We start from the raw sequence: 15136 nt of genomic DNA, 5'->3' as shown, positions 1-15136 counted from the left end.
GCCCTAGTCTCTCGAGGGTGATGTCCAAAGGTTGGTCACGCGGCGTTACCAGCCGCGAAACCGCCGGCGGCGAAGCCTCCGGCACGTACTCCCGACCCCCGTCGGTGTCGGAGAGCAACGAAAACCCGCCTGCCGATCACCGCACGGCCACTTCGCGGTCCGGTACGGTCAGGCATCTGTCAGGTCGCTGTCAGTTCAATTGTCAGGTCAATCAGGAGCCGGCCGGCCAGCCGACGACCAGCCGACCGGCCGGCGCGCGGCTGCGGGTCGTGACGAGGCCCGCGCGGCGCATGCTGCGACGGTCGAGGAGGACGAGGTGAACGGTGTCGCGACGACCACCGCACCCGCGGCGGCATCACCTGTACCGCGGACGGGCGGGAGCGCGGTGAACCCACGGCGGTCCCAGTGCGGCGGCGCGAGCCGCGCGGGCGGGACGGCGGCATGATCCTGCGGGCCCGTCGCATCGAGCGGCTGGAGGAACATCCCAACCTCCGCGGCATTCTCGGCATCCTCGCCCAACTCGTCCACACCACCGACACGGAGCTCGTCTCGCTCGCCGGCGCCTGGCGTAACTCGGGGTACCTCGCCGCAGCCCGGGACAAGGCGCTCTCCCCCGACTCGCCATTGATCGTCGAGGTGCTGGCCGCCTTCGACGCGTTGAGCGCGATCTACGCCGACGACCTCACCGGCGCGGAGTACGTCACCGTCGAACCGACGATCGCCGCCACGGCTCTGCGCGCGATGCGCGACGCGGTCGCCGCCTCCTACGCCCGGCCCATCCTCGGCCGCGCGGAGTATGCGGCGCTGATGCGTCCGTGGCGTACGGTCTACCCCCGCGCGCGCGCACACGAACCCGACCTCGGCCCGGCCGCGGCGGACGTGAAGCGGGTTCTCGCGGCACTCCCGGTCCTCGCCGGGCGCTGCCACGATCCAGACAGCCTCGAGGTCTTCGACGGCCTGCTGGTGTCCGCGCTCACCCGCGACGACTCCGCGCACCAGATGGCGATGGACGCCGCCTTCGCGAGCGCCGTGGTGACCGGGCGTCGCCGGGTGTGGACCCTGGTCCGGCGCAGCGCCGCCGAGGGCTTCTGGCGGTTGTGCCCGTACTGCCGCGGCCATCGGGGCACCGATTCGAGCGAGGACCGGCGGGTCATGGAGCTGTGCGCCGACCTGGCCTGCGCGCTGCTCGTCGAGGATCTCCTCGACGCCGACCAGTTCACCCGGCTGACCAGCCCGCTGCACACGCTCATCCCGTTGCAGCACCGCCGCGGTCGCTGACGCCGCCGCGGTCCGCCCGACTGTCGGTCCGCCCGGCTGTCGGTCCACCGGCCCGGCTCAGCCGGATGCGTCGGGCCGCCACGGCCGGTAGACGATCAGTCGGGCTCCGCCCGGAGTGATGACGATGCGTTCCACCCCCTCCGTGACCTCGCCGTCACAGGCGAACGGCAGCGGGCCGGGCTGACGGGATGAGATCGTGACCCGTTCGACCGTGTGTTGTTCGTACACCCGGCTGCGCCCGAGACGGCCGGTCAGCACCGCCCCCACCAGCCGGAGCCGGGCAAGCGGCGCCGCGGCGTCGACCACCCGCAGGTCCAGCAGCCCTTCGTCAAGGCGGGTGCGGTAGGTGGGGGCGAACCCGCCGGGCTGGTAGATCCCGTTGCCGACGAAGATCAGCCAGACCCGGCGGTACTCGGAGTCGATCTCGACCTCGAACGGCGCTTCGTGGCGCAGCACCCAGCTCAGCGCGATGAGCATCGCCGGCCACTTGCCGATGTGGCGCTCGAACCGTGCACGGATGGCGACCATGTCCGGGTAGCCGCCGAGGCTCGCGGTGTTCACGAAGATACGGGAGAACCGACTGAACGTCGCGCTGATGCCCTCGGCCCGGCCGATGCCGACGGCGACCGCCGAACCCTCCCGTATCGCCTACACCGAGTCACCCGCCTCGGCGAGTCCGACGTCCGCGGCGAAGTGGTTGAGCGTGCCCGCGGGGAAAACCGCCAGCGGCACGCCGTGCGCCAGCGCGGTCTGGGCGGCCGCGTTGATGGTGCCGTCGCCACCGGCGACGCCCAGCACACGGGACCGCGCCGCCACGGACACCAGCGCGGTTCTTACGTCGCCGCCCGCGTCGACCTCGACGACCCGGGCCCTGGGCAGGTCGGCCCGCAGCACGGCGAGCAGGTCCGTGTGGTTACCCGGACCGGAACGGGCGTTCACCACCACCGTGAGGCCGTCGCCGTCGGGCAGGGCGGGCGCCCACGCCGACGCGGGGCTGGCCCGGGCAGGGGCCCACGGCCGACGCGGCATCACCTTCGTCGTCAGCAGGCCCGCCCCGATCCCCAGCAGCACGCCGGCGGCCACGTCCCCGGGATAGTGCACCCCGACGTACACCCGGGAGAACGCCACCGTGGCGGCGAGCGCGGCCACCGGCACTGCCGCGCCGGGCGCGTCCAACGCGACTCCGGTGGCGAAGGCGGCCGCCGACGCCGCGTGCCCGGAGGGGAACGAGAACGTCGTGAGATCCTCGCGAAGCCGCCGCAGCGGGGGAATCGTGTGAGTCGGTGGGCGGTCCCGGCGGAACACCACCTTCATCGGCCCGTTGGCGAGGACGCTCGCGACTCCCAGGGCGAGCAGGCCACGGGCGGCCGCCGGGCGACGGCGTCCCTTCGTCGCACCGAGCGTCCCGGCCACCCCCCACCAGAGCAGACCGTGATCGGCGGCATGAGACAGCCGCGGCAGCACCGGGTCGAGCAGCGGTCTGCCGCCGGCCAGCGCCGCGAACAGCGACCGGTCCGCCCTGGTGAAGGCGTGCAGGAACGTCCGGCCCAGCGCGATGTCACGGCGCATGAGGATCCGGGCGCGCCGACCGACCCGGCTCTCCGCGGGCCAGCGGAGAGCGGTCCCGGTTCCCGGCCTCGTTACCGGCCTTGACCCCACGCCGGCACCGTACCCGTAACGGGGACACCCAGATCAACTGGGATGAACCTCACATCCTCCCGAACCCCGCGGGAGGAGCGAGCAGAAGGAGCTCGCTGTCAGGCCGCGGCTGTCAGAGCGCGCCTGTCAGACCGCGACCGGGGCCTGGCTCGCCCATCTCGGAGCCGGCGGCCATGCCACGCCCCCGGGCCGGGGCAGCGCCCGTCGTGGCTCGACGGTGCGACCTGTCGGCAGGATCTCGCCGGTGTCCTCGAACAGGATCACCCCGTTACACAGCAGGATCCAGCCCTGGTCCCAATGCTGGCTGGCCACCCGGGCGGCGTCACGATCCACACTGTCCGCCGTGGGGCAGGGCGGGGAGTGCGGGCAACCACGTCGCCGGGGTGCGGCTGCGCGTGAGGCGCCGGCGGGCAGGGGATCGGAGGACCGCTCGGGCGAGGATGGCTCCGGGTCGTCGGAGGGCACCGGGGACGCCGATGCCGGGTCTGAAACGCGAACAGCTTGCACGAGCACCAGACGTTACGCCTCTCCGTAAGAAGCGTCACACCGAGGCGCGGGTGAAGGGGCCGACATGTCTGCGACCCCGGCCCGCAAGTCAGCGTGGACAACGGCTGTGACCAGCGCGGATGCGAAACACGGCACATCGGGAACCAGCCGGGCGGACCACGGGGTGCCTACAGCGAGATGCCGGTAACAGGACCGGACCATCGGATCGGTAGGTTACGGGGCGGTGGCCGAGCGGTTCCGCCACCCTGACCGCAACAATGACGTGGGCCGGTTCCGCTGATGCGCCCACCTGCATGAACGGCGCCCGTTGCCCCCGGCGACCGGGCATCGACACGGCAGGGCCACGGACAGGCACCAGTGAACGGCCACGGACCCGGACATGCCCGGCCACAAGGGGGTACGGACGATGGACGGCGCCACGAGTGTCGGTACCGATACCTTCGGGGGCCTCCCCACCGGCGGGGGTTCCGGCCCGCGTGCCGGCGGAAAGCCGGTCGAGGTGTCGGTCGTCATGCCGTGTCTGAACGAGCAGGAGTCGGTCGGCATCTGCGTACACAAGGCCCTTGCGGGACTGGCCACCGCGGGTGCCGCGGGCGAGGTCGTCGTTGTCGACAACGGGTCCACGGACCGGTCGGCGGACGTCGCCGCCGCCGCGGGTGCCCGGGTCGTCCGCGAGACCCGGCGCGGCTACGGCAACGCCTACCTGGCCGGGTTCGCCGCCGCCCGAGGCCGGCTGATCGTGATGGGCGACGCCGACGACTCCTACGACTTCTCAGATCTGGGCGTCCTGCTCGCTCCGCTGCGCGCCGGGCGGGCCGACTACGTGCTCGGGTCGCGCTTCGCCGGGGAGATCCTGCCGGGAGCGATGCCCTGGCTGCACCGTTACGTCGGCAACCCCGCACTCACCGGCATCCTGAACCGGCTGTTCGACGTCCGTTCCTCCGACGCGCACTCGGGCATGCGGGCCTTCAGCCGAGAGGCGTACCTGCGTATGCAGCTGCGCTGCGAGGGGATGGAGCTCGCCTCCGAACTGGTGATCGCCGCGGGCCGCGCCGAGCTGCGGATCGAGGAGGTGCCGATCACCTACCATCCGCGGGTCGGGGCCTCCAAGCTGCACTCCCTGCGGGACGGTTGGCGGCACCTGCGGTTCATGCTGCTGCTGGCGCCGAGGCACCTGTTCGTGCTGCCCGGCCTGGTGCTGCTGGCGCTCGGGATCGCGGGCCAGGCGGCGCTGCTGCCCGGCTCGCTCAATCTCGGCTTCCACCGGCTGGACCTGCACTTCTCGATCCTGTTCGCGCTGCTGGCGCTGCTCGGCTGGCAACTGGTGCTGCTGGGGGTCTGCGCCGACGTCCACAACCACGCCCTCGGCTGGCAGGAGCGCCGCCGCTGGCCACTGCCGCTCATCCACCGCCTGTTCACCCTCGAACGCGGGCTTGCGCTCGGCGCGGGCCTGTTCATCGTCGGATTCGTCGTGGACGTGGTCGTCCTCGTCCGCTGGCTGGCCAACCATCTCGGGCCGCTCAACGAGATGCGCCCGGCACTGCTCGCGATGACACTGATGGTGCTGGGCGCGCAGACCGCCTTCGGATCCTTCTTCCTGCGGCTGCCCCCCGCCGGGCCCAGCGGGGGGCATCAGCGGGCGTCGGCCCGCGGTACTCGTGCCGGCACGGGCCCTGACGCGGGCGCGGTTGCGAGTGCCGGCCCAGGCTCCACCCGGGTCGGGACAGACTCCACCCGGGCCGGGACGAGCGGCCCACGGGCCGACACGCCCGGTCTCGGCCCGTTCTTCGAGGCGCCGGAACACCCGGCCGAGGTCGTCAGGTTCTGAGTCATCATGGCCGTCCTGGGCAGAATGGCTGCCCTGGGCAGACGCCGCTTTCCACCGCTGCCCGGCGACGCCGCGCCCGTCTCCCTACGCGAATCCCGCTGTCCTCGGGGATGACCCCGCGGATGACCTCGCCGCCCCGGGCCGGGTGCCGTCCGGGGAGCACCCCGGCCCGCTCTATGGCCCGAACGCGCGGCGCCGTGCATCGGGTCCGGCCTCCGCCCAGCCGGCCCGACCCGCCCGGCCGGTCACGCGGCATCTACCCTTCGCGGTTCTCCTGGTCGCCGGGATGACGCTGCGGGTGGTCACCGGGCACGCCTACCGGCCGGCGTTCGAGTTCAACGGCGACTCCTATGCCTACCTGCGACTTTCCACCCTGCACGCGCCCGACCCGATGCGGCCGGCCGGCTACCCCGCCTTCCTGCGCCTGCTGTCGCACACCGGCGACCTGTGGTGGGTGACAGTGGTCCAGCACGTCGCGGGCCTGGCGCCCGGGGTGGGGATCTACGTCCTGCTGGTCCACCGCCGAGTGGCGGCCCCGGTAGCGGCCATCGCCGCCGCGCCGGTCCTGCTGGACGCCTACCAGCTTGTCCTCGAGCACTACGTGATGGCCGAGACACTGTTCGCGATCCTGCTGGTCGCCGCGATGATCGCCCTGACCTGGTCGGCACGACCGTCGGTGTGGGCGTGCGGGCTCGCCGGCCTGTTACTGGGCGGGGCGGGCCTGGTCCGCACCATCGGGGTCGCCATGGGTGTGCTCGCGGTGGGCTACCTGCTTCTTCGTCGCGTCGGATGGCTCCGGTCCGCCGCCTTCACCGTGATGCTCGCCGTTCCACTCGTCGGCTACGCGGGCTGGTTCCACACCGCGCACGGGAAATACGCGCTCACCGGTGGGGACGCGGTGTGGATGTACGGCCGGGTGGCACCGATCGCCGAATGTGATCGCCTGCACCTGAGCACACGCCAGCTCGTCCTGTGCTCCCCGCATCCGGTGACGGGGCGGCCCGATCCCAGCTACTACGTCTGGAACGGCAACAGCCCGCACTGGCGGCTCGACATGCCCGACGACAAGCGGGACGCGCTGCTGCACGACTTCACCCGCCAGGTCATCCGGTATCAGTTCGGTGACTACGCCCGGATGGTCGGCGGGGAGATCGCGCACTACTTCGCCCCGGGCCGACCGGTCGGGCACCGCGACTGGCCGGACACGACCTGGCGGTTCCCGACCGGTGACGAACCGCGCTACCTGCACAACAACGAGCCACTGCTCGGCTTCCACGGGGACGCGCCCACCCGCGTCATCCGCGAGCCGTCCGCCGGTTTCCTGCGGAGCTACCAGCGTCTCGTCTTCACGCCCGGTCCGGCCCTGGCCGCGATGATGATCGTCACCATCGCCGCGATCATAACCCCGGACCGGGACCGCCGTGCGTCGCCGGGGAACCACAGCACCCGGCGCCGGGGAGGTCTGCGGGACCGGGCCGCCGAAGATCGACGGCTGCGGGCGGACATGGCCCTCCTCGTGGCGGCCGGGGCCGCCACGCTCATCGTCCCGGCCGCGACGGTGTGCTTCGACTACCGCTACCTGCTCCCCGTCCTCGTGCTCTTCCCGCCTGCCGCCGCGCTCGCGACCCGCCGCTTCGTACTGCTCAGTCGAGCCCCAACCGGGGTGCCTCGATCGCCGGGCAGGTGTCCATGACGACGTCCAGCCCGGCCTCGCCCGCACGCGCCGCGGCAGCCTCGTCCCGCACACCGAGCTGGAGCCAGACACCCTTCGCGCCGATCTTCACTGCCTCGTCGACGACCGGGCCGGCGAACTCCGACCGGACAAACAGGTCGACGACGTCGACGGGGAACGGGATCTCGCTCAACGTCGCGTATCCCTGCTCCCCCGCGACCGTAGGTGCCGAGGGGTGCACAGGTACGACACGCTTGCCGTGCCGTCGCAGGTAGTCCGCAATGCTGTAGGCGGTCCGGCGGGTGTCGTTGGACAGCCCCACCACCGCCCAGACCTCGGTATCGGTGAGCATGCGGCGAATGGTGTCGTCGTCTCCGAAGCGCATACCTGCATAACCGCCCATGCCACCCGGTTCATCCGGACCGCGGAAGGGCTTCTCGGCTCCCGGCAATGATGGCTACCGTTTCCCCGCATGGGGGCGAGAAGCGCGAGCCCCGGTGGAGGCGGGCGCATAGGATCTTCACGTGGAGAACGTGGAGCTTTCCCCGCTTCCGGCCGCCGGAGGACGGCTGGCCGGCGGGACGGGAGCCGGCGGTGAGTGACAAGCACGAGGTGACGCTGTCCGCCTCGGCCGAGCGGGACCTGTCGAAGCTGGCCGAGCTCACCCGCGGCGAGGTCCGCCGGTTCCTCGACGGTGCCCTGCGCGACGATCCGCGCAAGGCCGGCACTCCGATCCCCGGCGAGCAGGTCGGCATGCACGAGGCCAGCGGGCGGACCTGGCGGATCCTCTACCGGATCGACGCCAACACCTGTTCTGTGCGCGTCATGGTCGTCGCGCCGCGAGGAGCCCGCTCCCGGGTCGTGCCGACGATCGGCAACGCCCGCCCCGCCACCGGATGGCGCCGCGTCTGAACCTGTGGGAGCGGAGGCGGTCAGCGGTCACGAGACTCGTACGGTCAGTCAGGTAACGTTGACGCCGAAGTCCAGGGCGATCCCGCGCAACCCGGAGGCGTATCCCTGGCCGACGGCGCGGAACTTCCACTCCCCACCGTAGCGGTACAGCTCGCCGAAGATCATCGCCGTCTCCGTGGAGGCATCCTCGGTGAGGTCATAACGGGCCACCTCCGCGCCGTTCGTCGCGTCCGTCACCCGGATGAACGCGTTACGGATCTGGCCGAAGGCCTGCCGACGCGAGTCGGCATCGTAGATGGACACGGTGAACACGACCTTCGCCGCCTGCGGGGTCAGCGTCCGCAGGTCGACGTTGATCTGCTCGTCGTCACCGCCGCCGCCACCGACCAGGTTGTCACCCAGGTGCTTCACCGCACCGTCCGGACTCACCAGATTGTTGAAGAACACGAAATAGCCGTCGGAAAGGACCCGGCCGGCGTCATTCACAATGATCGCGCTGGCGTCGAGGTCGTAGGCGGCACCGGTGGTCTGCCGCACCTGCCACCCCAGGCCCACCGTCACCGCAGTGAGGTTGGGGACGACCTTGCTCAGCGAGACATTGCCGCCCTTGGACAGCGACACGGAGGTCATATCCTCACCCTAATACCAATTGGTCCCCGCCCTGCCGACCGGCGGGCCCTACGGCTCGATCAGGCGCCACCGGTCTGGTGTTCCCGGCTCGGAACGCGCCGCGCCGGTTGCCTCCAGCGTCGCGAGATACGACGTCGTGTCCATCACGGCGTTCTGCAGCGCCACCCCCCGCAGGTTCCGGAACGGCCGATGCCAGGTCACGTACCCGGCGACGTCCCAGACCCGCGAGGCACCCGCGCGCAGTCCCTCGACGACCTCGGACAGCCGGCCGGCGTGATGCGCGTCGAGCTCCGCGAGCCGGCGCTCCAGCCCGGTGAACCGGTGCTCGTGCGCCGGCAGCACCTCCTCGGCCGGCAGGCCCCGCAGCCGGGCCAGCGAGCGCAGGTAGTCGCCCAGCGGATCAGGAGCAGCCTCCTCCGGCGCGGGTACCCCGACCGCCGTCGAGGGCAGGACGTGGTCCCCGGAGAACAGCAGCCGGTTGGTCGGCTCCCAGAAGCAGAGGTGTCCCGGCGAATGGCCCGGTGTCCACAGTGCGGTGAGATCCCAGCCCGGGATGTCCGGCCGGTCGCCGTCCTCGATGAGGATGTCGGGTCGCGGCAGGCCCCGGGCCGGCTGCTGGTAGCCCGCCAGCAGGCGCTCGGTCATCTCGGCGGGCGCCCCAGCCCGGGTCATCAGCTCGGAGATCCGGTCAGCGTAACCATGTTCGAAGTGCCGGAGCATCGCCTCGTCCAGGGGATGCAACGAGACCCACGCCCCGGATGCCTCCCGGATCCGGGGCGCCAGGCCGTAGTGGTCCAGGTGCGCATGGGTCACCACGACGCCCTGCACGTCGGCCACCGACATCCTGATCATCGCCAGTCCGGCCTGCAACGCGTCGAACGCCTCGTCGAAGTCCCAGCCGGCGTCCATCAGGAACGGGCCCGTGGAAGTCTCGAAGACGTACACGAACACGTGCGCCGGTTTGGCCCAGGGCAGCGGGACGGGGATACTCCACAATCCCGGACGCACCTGCTCGACCGGCGGCGGGGGTCGACGCCACCGCGCGGCACCGTCCCGGCCGGCCCGCTCCACGGCCGGCTTCACGGCCGGCTGCGGCCCGGTCTGACGCGGCACACCGACATCCCCGAGAGCAGCGTCCACGACCTCACCCACCCGTTTTCTCCGGCGCCCGGCGGCGCGTGCATCGCGTACCGCGGCGCCCCGGGCCTGCAACACCCGTCTCTGGGCCTGCGCCACCCGTCTTTGGATGATGCCGCGCCCCTGATCGTTCCCCATCCGCGACGAATGGTCGTCGCGGTGATACCTTCACCACCCGACGAAACCTTGGCGCGTCCTGGCCAATCTGTCGTGCTATACCGTGCCGTCCGGTACCCCCCGAACCGGGCGGCACCATACTTTCCCACCGCCACCGCTGCCACCACCGCGCCGATCAGGAGGGGCAGGGCAGAACGGTGAGGGATCCCGGTGCCCGGGAACGCCGCCCGTCGAGATCGGTCACCGTAGCCGTGTAGGTGATCGCCCCGGCCACACGGGCCGGGCCCACCGGGCCGGACCACGTCGACCGGTTACCCGTCGCCCGGTCAAGGACCAGCGACACACTCGCCCTGCCTCCGTCGGGGAGGCTCACCACGAGCTCCACGGCGAAGATGCCGGTCGCGTCGACGACGGACACCGTCACCGTGGACACCGCTGCCGGGGACACCGCTGCCGGGGACACCGCTGCCGGGGACGCGGTCGCCGGGGAGGCGGTCGACCTGGCGGCCGGCGCGCAGCCGGACGGGTACAGCGTCGTCGGCGCCGCAACCATCGATACCACCTGTGGCGAGCCGTCGACCCTGGCGGTGACCCGCACGTCGCCCCCGCCGCCCCCCTCGCGGGGCCTGATCGGAACGGTCACGTCGATCGGTCCGGACGGTGCCGCCGCCCGGTCAAGAGTGATCACCAGGGGGACGACGGCCCCGGATCGATCCGCGACCGGCCGGGCATCACGATGAGCCAGGACGGGCTGGCGCCGATCATGACGTCGACCGGCGCCGTGCCCTCGCCACGCAGGTCAAGCCGCCAGACGGAGTCGACGTCACCCAGGTCGGCCCTGGTCGAGCTCAGGCCGAGGGCCGGGCCGGAGGGCCGCGGAGCGACCGGGACGGCCGGTGACCCAGGCGGCGGTCCGGTCCGCGGTCTCGCGGCGGTCGGGGCGACCCGCGGCGGAACCGACCCGAGGCCGGCACTCGGGGAGGCCACGGGCGCGGTGGGAAGGGCTGGACCGGCACCCGGCCGAGCAGTGACCGGGGCTGCCGCCGTCACGTCCGCCGGCCCGTCCTCGTCACCGGGCACGGGTGCCGGCGGTGCGACCGGCGCACCCGGCCTGCCTCCGGAGGAACCCGCACGATGGTCGCCGGCCATCCGCCCACGCACAACCACCAGACCCGCAACGATGACGACCAACGCAACCACTACAGCAATGATGCGTCCCCACCGGATCGGCAGGATCCGGCCTGAACGCCCCCAGGGAGAACGGTGACGTCCCGGCGATCCCGGGCCCCCCGCACCATCATGCGTCATCATGACGAGATTAAGCCGACGGATTCTCGCTAGGGGACCAATTCGCTCGTTTCCGTCACGAAGTACGCTGAGATCTCTCTCGACCCTCGGGCCGAGGCGGGATGCCCCGATTCTCCCCGTTACCCCCGTTGTCGCCGTTACTCCCGTTGTCGCCGGCCTCCCGGCTCTCCCCGGTCCGCCGGCTGCGGAGCCGGCCGGGCGGCCCGCCCCGCAGCCGGCGCCCCCACCAGACCCACCATGCCAACGTCTGGGTCACCAGCGCGAAGCCGAACAGCAGATCCTCGACCGGAGCGTGTGCGATCCGCGGGCCGAGGATCCGGCGGGGGTCGTAGACGACGACGCCGAACCCGGTGAGGATCCCGTTGGAGATCAACTGGAACAATGCGATGATCGCGTAGGAAGTCCAGAAAACCCGCCGGGTCAGCAGCCGGGTCCGCAGGACCCACAGGTCCATCGCGATCGCCAGCGCGACCCCGACGACCGCTAGGGCCGTGTAGCTCACGGCCGATCACCATCGGGAGTCCCACCGGAACGCGTCGCGCTCGGATGGGCGGGCTCGTCGCCGACGTCCCAGCCCCGCACCGCGCGCACGGCCTCCAGCGTCAGGATCGCGCACATCGGCACCACGACGAAGAACAGCAGCTCCTCCAGGGGAAGGCTCCCCGGAAGCAGGACCCCGGTGATGCGGCGCCGGTCGAAGCTCCAGTGCCCCGCGGAGACGGCGAACAGGTCCCAGGCAACGAAGATCACGATGACGGGGGCGAGGGTCAGCAGCAGCCGAACCGGCCGGGCGTACACCCGGGTGCCCAGAAACACCTCGAGCGGCGCCGTTCCGAGCAGGCATCCCGCCAGGACCGCGAGGTAGCTCAGATGGCGCATCGGTGGCTGGGGCGGAGGCTCGGACGGCGCATCGACAACTCTCAGACGGCTCTCAGACAGCGCGCAGACGCCGAGCGAGGGCAACGGCGCTCGCGGCCGGATCCTCGGCCCCGGTGAGGCCCCGCACGACCACCACGCGGCGCGCTCCCGTCGCGAGGATCTCATCCAGGGTATCCGGACCGACGCCGCCGGTGACGAACCACGGCTTCACGCCCGGGACGAACGGAGGAGCGTGCCGCGCGGCCAGCCGGGGCAGGCCCAGGCCGACCGGCGGCCGGCCCTCCTTGGTGGGCGTGGCGTGCACCGGCCCCACGCACACGTAGTCGACGTCGGGGTCGGCGAGCGCCGCGAGGAACTGGTCGAGATCGTGCGTCGACTGTCCGATCAGCACGTCCGGGCCCACCAGGCGCCGGGCGAACCGCGGCGGGATATCGCCCTGACCGGCGTGCAGGATGTCGACCCCGGCGAAGGCGGCGAGGTCGGCACGGTCATTCGCGCTGACCAGCACTCCCCTGGCGCCAGCGGCGGCCTGCACCCGCCGCAGCCCGCCGAGCTCCTCGTCCCATTCGAGCCCCTTCTCCCGGAGCTGGATCAGATCGACCCCGGGGGCCTCGGGCGTGCCGACCACGGCGCTCAGGAAGGCGTCGAACTCGGCCCGACGCGGCGTGCACAGGTACAGGCGGGCGTCGGCCAGCCGCCGCAACCGGTCCGCCCGGGCCGGCCCACCGGCGCGCGGCGACGATCCCTCAACCTCCGGCGACAGCACGCACGATCTCCAGGATGTCGCCGTCGGCGAGCCGGACGGCGGGCATCTCGGACGGCGTCAGCGCCACGCCATTGTGCTCGACCACCACCGAACCGGACGGCAGGCCCAGCTCGGCGAGCAGGTCGGGCAGCGGCTGGCCACTCGGGATGCCCCGCGGCGCACCATTGACGACGACCCGCGCCCGGGCGAGCGGCTCCAGGTGCGCACGCGGGTGCGAGTGCGAGTGCGAGTGCAGCGGACGATCGACCATTTTTCGACCCTACGGGAGCAGCGCCCGCCGTGCGGGCGGTGGGTACGGCCGGGACCGGGCCGGGGCTAGAAGGCCGACGCCTGGGCCCGCCGTTTGACCTCCTTGCCACGGTTCTCGATGAGTGCCTGCATGGGGGTGCCCGGCAGGCTCGGATCCTCCCGGAAGATCCAGTCGAGCGCCTCCTCATCGGTGAACCCCGCGTCGGCCAGCACCGTGAGCAATCCGGGCAGCCCCTTGACGACGGCGCCGTCCCGGATGAAATCGGCAGGCACCCGCAGGACGCCCCCCTCCCGCTGGGCCAGCAGCGTCCGGTCGCGCACCATCTGCCGGACACGGGTCACGGGAACCTGCAGCTGATCGGCGACGTCAGGCAGGGTCAGCCAGTCCATGGTCAAGAGTAAACACCCAAGTCTCGATGGCGTCGTACGGTGCCGGCGCGGCCGCGGACGTTGGCCGCGCCCCTCGGCGACCGGATGACCAGGCAGTTCCCGGCCGGGACAGTCCGGCCGGAACGGGTCAGAGCGGAGCCACCTGGGCGCCGCCCGCGGCCGCCGAGCGCACCGCCGCCTCCAGCACCGCGACCACCGGACGGGCGGTCTCCACGCCGTAGCCGGACAGCGGCCAGCCCGAGACGAGACAGTCCGCCAAGTCCCGGTGAAACATACTGCCCGAGGTGGGTGCCAGCGGGATGTGGCTGCGCACCCCGTCATGAGTGATCAGCATGAGCGACCCGGCCTCCGCCTCGAGCACCCCCGCCTCGAGCATCTCGGCCTCGGACCGGCGACCGGCGTGCCGTCCCAACCGCGGCACCAGCTTCCCCTCCCCGTCCCGGAAAGCCCCGCCGTCCCGGAAAGCCCCGCCGTCCCGGGAAGCCCCGCCGTCCAAGATCAGCGATCCGGTGGACCCGAGCACCTCGAACCGCGGGCGCCGGGCCACCGTCAGATCGGAGACCGTGACCTGCGCCTCGGCCCCGCTCGCGAAACGCAGCAGCAGCCGGCTGTGGTCAGCGTTGCTGACGTGGTGCCAGACCCGCTTGACGGTGGACGCACTGACCCATTCGACGGGCTCGTCGACGAGGGCGAGGATCTGGTCGACGCAGGCGCTGCCCCGGTCATGGAGCTGCCCACCACTGATCCGCTCGTCGTCGTGCCAGGTGCCGGCCGGCCGGCGGAACCCGCCCCGGTGGGCGTCCAGCCGCAGCGGCTCGCCGACGGCGCCGCGGTGCACGACGGCGCGGACCGCCCGGTAGCCCGGGTCGTCCCGACCCTCCGGATACACCGCGAGCACCAGGGACCGGGCCTCCGCGAGCTCCGCAAGCTGGTCGGCGTCCGGGGTCGACAGGCAGAGCGGGGCGTGCACGACGACGTGTTTGCCGGCCTCCAGCGCACGACCGGCCCATTCGAGCCGGGTGTGGGTCGGTGTGGCCACGATGACGACCCCGAGATCGGGATCGTTGACCAGGTCGTCCGGGTCGTCAACGCGGCGCGGCGGGCGACCCGCCGCGTGCGCCGGGAGCCGGCCGGCACCGCCGTCACAGAGGGCGGCGAGTTCCAGGCCCTCGGTCGCGTCCACCGCCGAGTGGTGCGTCCCGGTGGTGTCCGGGGTGCCCAGCAGCCCGACCCTGGCCGGCGCGGCGTCGAGCACGCCGAGGCAGTGCCGCAGCCAACGTCCCACAAGCCGGTGGTAGGCGGGATCGGCGAGCACGGCGGGACCGGTACCCAGGGTGAATATGCCGAGGCCCGTGGAGGGCCGCCAGGTGCAGACGGGATGCTCGCCCATCTCGTGCCGGACCAGGAGCAGCCGCTCCACGTCGTCGGCAATCTTGTCGGGGATGATCCAGCTCTCCCGGGGGCGGAAGTCCGCGGACCGGGCCATGACCGCGCCGCCCTGCGGCCCGACGGTCAACCGCAGGCCGTAGGGCGCGGTGGTCCGCCCCGGGATGAGACCGGACGCCTCGATGAGCGGACTTCCCGGCGGCAGCGCCCGCATGGTCGGCCCGGCGAGCAGGACCGGGACGGTCTGCCGGGCCCGGTCCAGCAACTCCTGCTCGACGTGGTCGAGCGGACGGTCGATGAGCACGAGAAGCGCGTCGGCCGACCGTGCCGAGGTCGGGCCGAGACCCGCTGCCCGCAAATGGTCGCCGAGCGCGTTCACACCGGCCAGGTTCGACACCAGGTGAATGCGAGGCAGGTC

General features: G+C 72.1%; 17 protein-coding genes and 1 pseudogene. 4 read left to right on the top strand and 14 right to left on the bottom strand.

Going from position 1 to position 15136, the window contains the following annotated elements; all coding sequences use genetic code 11:
• Positions 1 to 441 precede the first annotated feature (441 nt).
• Positions 442 to 1278 (top strand): hypothetical protein, encoded by an 837-nt coding sequence (locus tag AC08OU_RS14085; RefSeq protein ID WP_476600308.1) that lies wholly within the window; start codon positions 442 to 444, stop codon positions 1276 to 1278.
• Positions 1279 to 1335: 57 nt separating this feature from the next.
• Here the strand turns inward: AC08OU_RS14085 and AC08OU_RS14080 are convergent, their stop codons facing one another.
• From AC08OU_RS14080 to AC08OU_RS14070, 3 genes are all read right to left on the bottom strand, one after another.
• Complete coding sequence (locus tag AC08OU_RS14080; RefSeq protein ID WP_476600285.1) at positions 1336 to 1839, bottom strand: diacylglycerol/lipid kinase family protein; 504 nt, start codon at positions 1837 to 1839, stop codon at positions 1336 to 1338.
• 87 nt (positions 1840 to 1926) lie between these two features.
• Positions 1927 to 2847 (bottom strand): phosphatase PAP2 family protein, encoded by a 921-nt coding sequence (locus AC08OU_RS14075; protein WP_476605080.1) that lies wholly within the window; start codon positions 2845 to 2847, stop codon positions 1927 to 1929.
• A 216-nt stretch (positions 2848 to 3063) separates the two neighbouring features.
• Entirely contained in the window at positions 3064 to 3402 is a 339-nt protein-coding gene (locus AC08OU_RS14070) for a DUF5999 family protein (RefSeq protein WP_476605079.1), read from the bottom strand.
• 448 nt (positions 3403 to 3850) lie between these two features.
• Between AC08OU_RS14070 and AC08OU_RS14065 the strand changes: the two genes are divergently transcribed.
• Together AC08OU_RS14065 and AC08OU_RS14060 are read left to right on the top strand one after the other, a co-directional pair.
• Positions 3851 to 5272 (top strand): glycosyltransferase family 2 protein, encoded by a 1422-nt coding sequence (locus tag AC08OU_RS14065; RefSeq protein ID WP_476600310.1) that lies wholly within the window; start codon positions 3851 to 3853, stop codon positions 5270 to 5272.
• A 6-nt stretch (positions 5273 to 5278) separates the two neighbouring features.
• Positions 5279 to 6965 (top strand): annotated as a pseudogene (locus tag AC08OU_RS14060) (hypothetical protein).
• Here AC08OU_RS14060 and AC08OU_RS14055 read toward each other — a convergent pair.
• Positions 6916 to 7347, bottom strand: coding sequence for a CoA-binding protein (locus AC08OU_RS14055; protein ID WP_462187970.1), 432 nt, complete (start codon positions 7345 to 7347; stop codon positions 6916 to 6918). The pseudogene AC08OU_RS14060 and the gene AC08OU_RS14055 overlap by 50 nt on opposite strands.
• 191 nt (positions 7348 to 7538) lie before the next feature.
• Between AC08OU_RS14055 and AC08OU_RS14050 the strand changes: the two genes are divergently transcribed.
• On the top strand, positions 7539 to 7856 hold the full coding sequence (locus tag AC08OU_RS14050) for a type II toxin-antitoxin system RelE family toxin (RefSeq protein WP_462187969.1): 318 nt from the start codon (positions 7539 to 7541) through the stop codon (positions 7854 to 7856).
• 48 nt (positions 7857 to 7904) lie between these two features.
• On the opposite strand, the gene AC08OU_RS14045 is transcribed toward AC08OU_RS14050, so the two are convergent.
• The 10 genes from AC08OU_RS14045 to AC08OU_RS14000 all read right to left on the bottom strand — a co-directional run bounded on the left by AC08OU_RS14045 (position 7905) and on the right by AC08OU_RS14000 (position 15133).
• The gene (locus AC08OU_RS14045; protein WP_476600292.1) at positions 7905 to 8486 is read right to left on the bottom strand and encodes a TerD family protein; all 582 of its coding nucleotides are present in this window, start codon (positions 8484 to 8486) and stop codon (positions 7905 to 7907) included.
• A 48-nt stretch (positions 8487 to 8534) separates the two neighbouring features.
• Complete coding sequence (locus AC08OU_RS14040; protein ID WP_476600294.1) at positions 8535 to 9638, bottom strand: MBL fold metallo-hydrolase; 1104 nt, start codon at positions 9636 to 9638, stop codon at positions 8535 to 8537.
• Between the two features lie 277 nt (positions 9639 to 9915).
• Complete coding sequence (locus tag AC08OU_RS14035) at positions 9916 to 10428, bottom strand: hypothetical protein (RefSeq protein WP_476600296.1); 513 nt, start codon at positions 10426 to 10428, stop codon at positions 9916 to 9918.
• Positions 10425 to 10940 carry a hypothetical protein gene (locus AC08OU_RS14030; protein ID WP_476605078.1) on the bottom strand — a complete coding sequence of 172 codons (516 nt, stop codon included), beginning with the start codon at positions 10938 to 10940 and terminating at the stop codon, positions 10425 to 10427. The genes AC08OU_RS14035 and AC08OU_RS14030 overlap by 4 nt, the downstream gene beginning before the upstream one ends.
• A 163-nt stretch (positions 10941 to 11103) precedes the next feature.
• The gene (locus tag AC08OU_RS14025) at positions 11104 to 11550 is read right to left on the bottom strand and encodes a lycopene cyclase domain-containing protein (RefSeq protein WP_476600300.1); all 447 of its coding nucleotides are present in this window, start codon (positions 11548 to 11550) and stop codon (positions 11104 to 11106) included.
• Positions 11547 to 11927, bottom strand: coding sequence for a lycopene cyclase domain-containing protein (locus tag AC08OU_RS14020; RefSeq protein ID WP_462203265.1), 381 nt, complete (start codon positions 11925 to 11927; stop codon positions 11547 to 11549). Before AC08OU_RS14020 ends, AC08OU_RS14025 begins: the two co-directional genes overlap by 4 nt.
• A gap of 52 nt (positions 11928 to 11979) precedes the next feature.
• Positions 11980 to 12693 carry a thiamine phosphate synthase gene (locus tag AC08OU_RS14015; protein WP_476600302.1) on the bottom strand — a complete coding sequence of 238 codons (714 nt, stop codon included), beginning with the start codon at positions 12691 to 12693 and terminating at the stop codon, positions 11980 to 11982.
• Positions 12674 to 12943 carry a sulfur carrier protein ThiS gene (gene thiS, locus AC08OU_RS14010; protein ID WP_476600304.1) on the bottom strand — a complete coding sequence of 90 codons (270 nt, stop codon included), beginning with the start codon at positions 12941 to 12943 and terminating at the stop codon, positions 12674 to 12676. The genes AC08OU_RS14015 and thiS overlap by 20 nt, the downstream gene beginning before the upstream one ends.
• A 65-nt stretch (positions 12944 to 13008) precedes the next feature.
• On the bottom strand, positions 13009 to 13332 hold the full coding sequence (locus tag AC08OU_RS14005; protein ID WP_476600306.1) for an Rv2175c family DNA-binding protein: 324 nt from the start codon (positions 13330 to 13332) through the stop codon (positions 13009 to 13011).
• Positions 13333 to 13459: 127 nt separating this feature from the next.
• Entirely contained in the window at positions 13460 to 15133 is a 1674-nt protein-coding gene (locus AC08OU_RS14000; RefSeq protein WP_476600311.1) for a Gfo/Idh/MocA family protein, read from the bottom strand.
• Positions 15134 to 15136: the final 3 nt, after the last annotated feature.

This window comes from Frankia sp. CcMO1, assembly GCF_977945845.1.
Note: the sequence above shows the minus strand (reverse complement) of the source record. Positions and strands in the feature narration are given on the sequence as shown.

Bases quoted from the DNA above. Each gene is read 5' to 3' on its own strand.
- AC08OU_RS14020 (WP_462203265.1), bottom strand. From the start codon at position 11,927: ATGCGCCATCTGAGCTACCTCGCGGTCCTGGCGGGATGCCTGCTCGGA.
- AC08OU_RS14055 (WP_462187970.1), bottom strand. From the start codon at position 7,347: ATGGGCGGTTATGCAGGTATGCGCTTCGGAGACGACGACACCATTCGC.
- AC08OU_RS14065 (WP_476600310.1), top strand. From the start codon at position 3,851: ATGGACGGCGCCACGAGTGTCGGTACCGATACCTTCGGGGGCCTCCCC.
- AC08OU_RS14045 (WP_476600292.1), bottom strand. From the start codon at position 8,486: ATGACCTCCGTGTCGCTGTCCAAGGGCGGCAATGTCTCGCTGAGCAAG.
- AC08OU_RS14005 (WP_476600306.1), bottom strand. From the start codon at position 13,332: ATGGACTGGCTGACCCTGCCTGACGTCGCCGATCAGCTGCAGGTTCCC.
- thiS (WP_476600304.1), bottom strand. From the start codon at position 12,943: ATGGTCGATCGTCCGCTGCACTCGCACTCGCACTCGCACCCGCGTGCG.
- AC08OU_RS14085 (WP_476600308.1), top strand. From the start codon at position 442: ATGATCCTGCGGGCCCGTCGCATCGAGCGGCTGGAGGAACATCCCAAC.
- AC08OU_RS14075 (WP_476605080.1), bottom strand. From the start codon at position 2,847: ATGCGCCGTGACATCGCGCTGGGCCGGACGTTCCTGCACGCCTTCACC.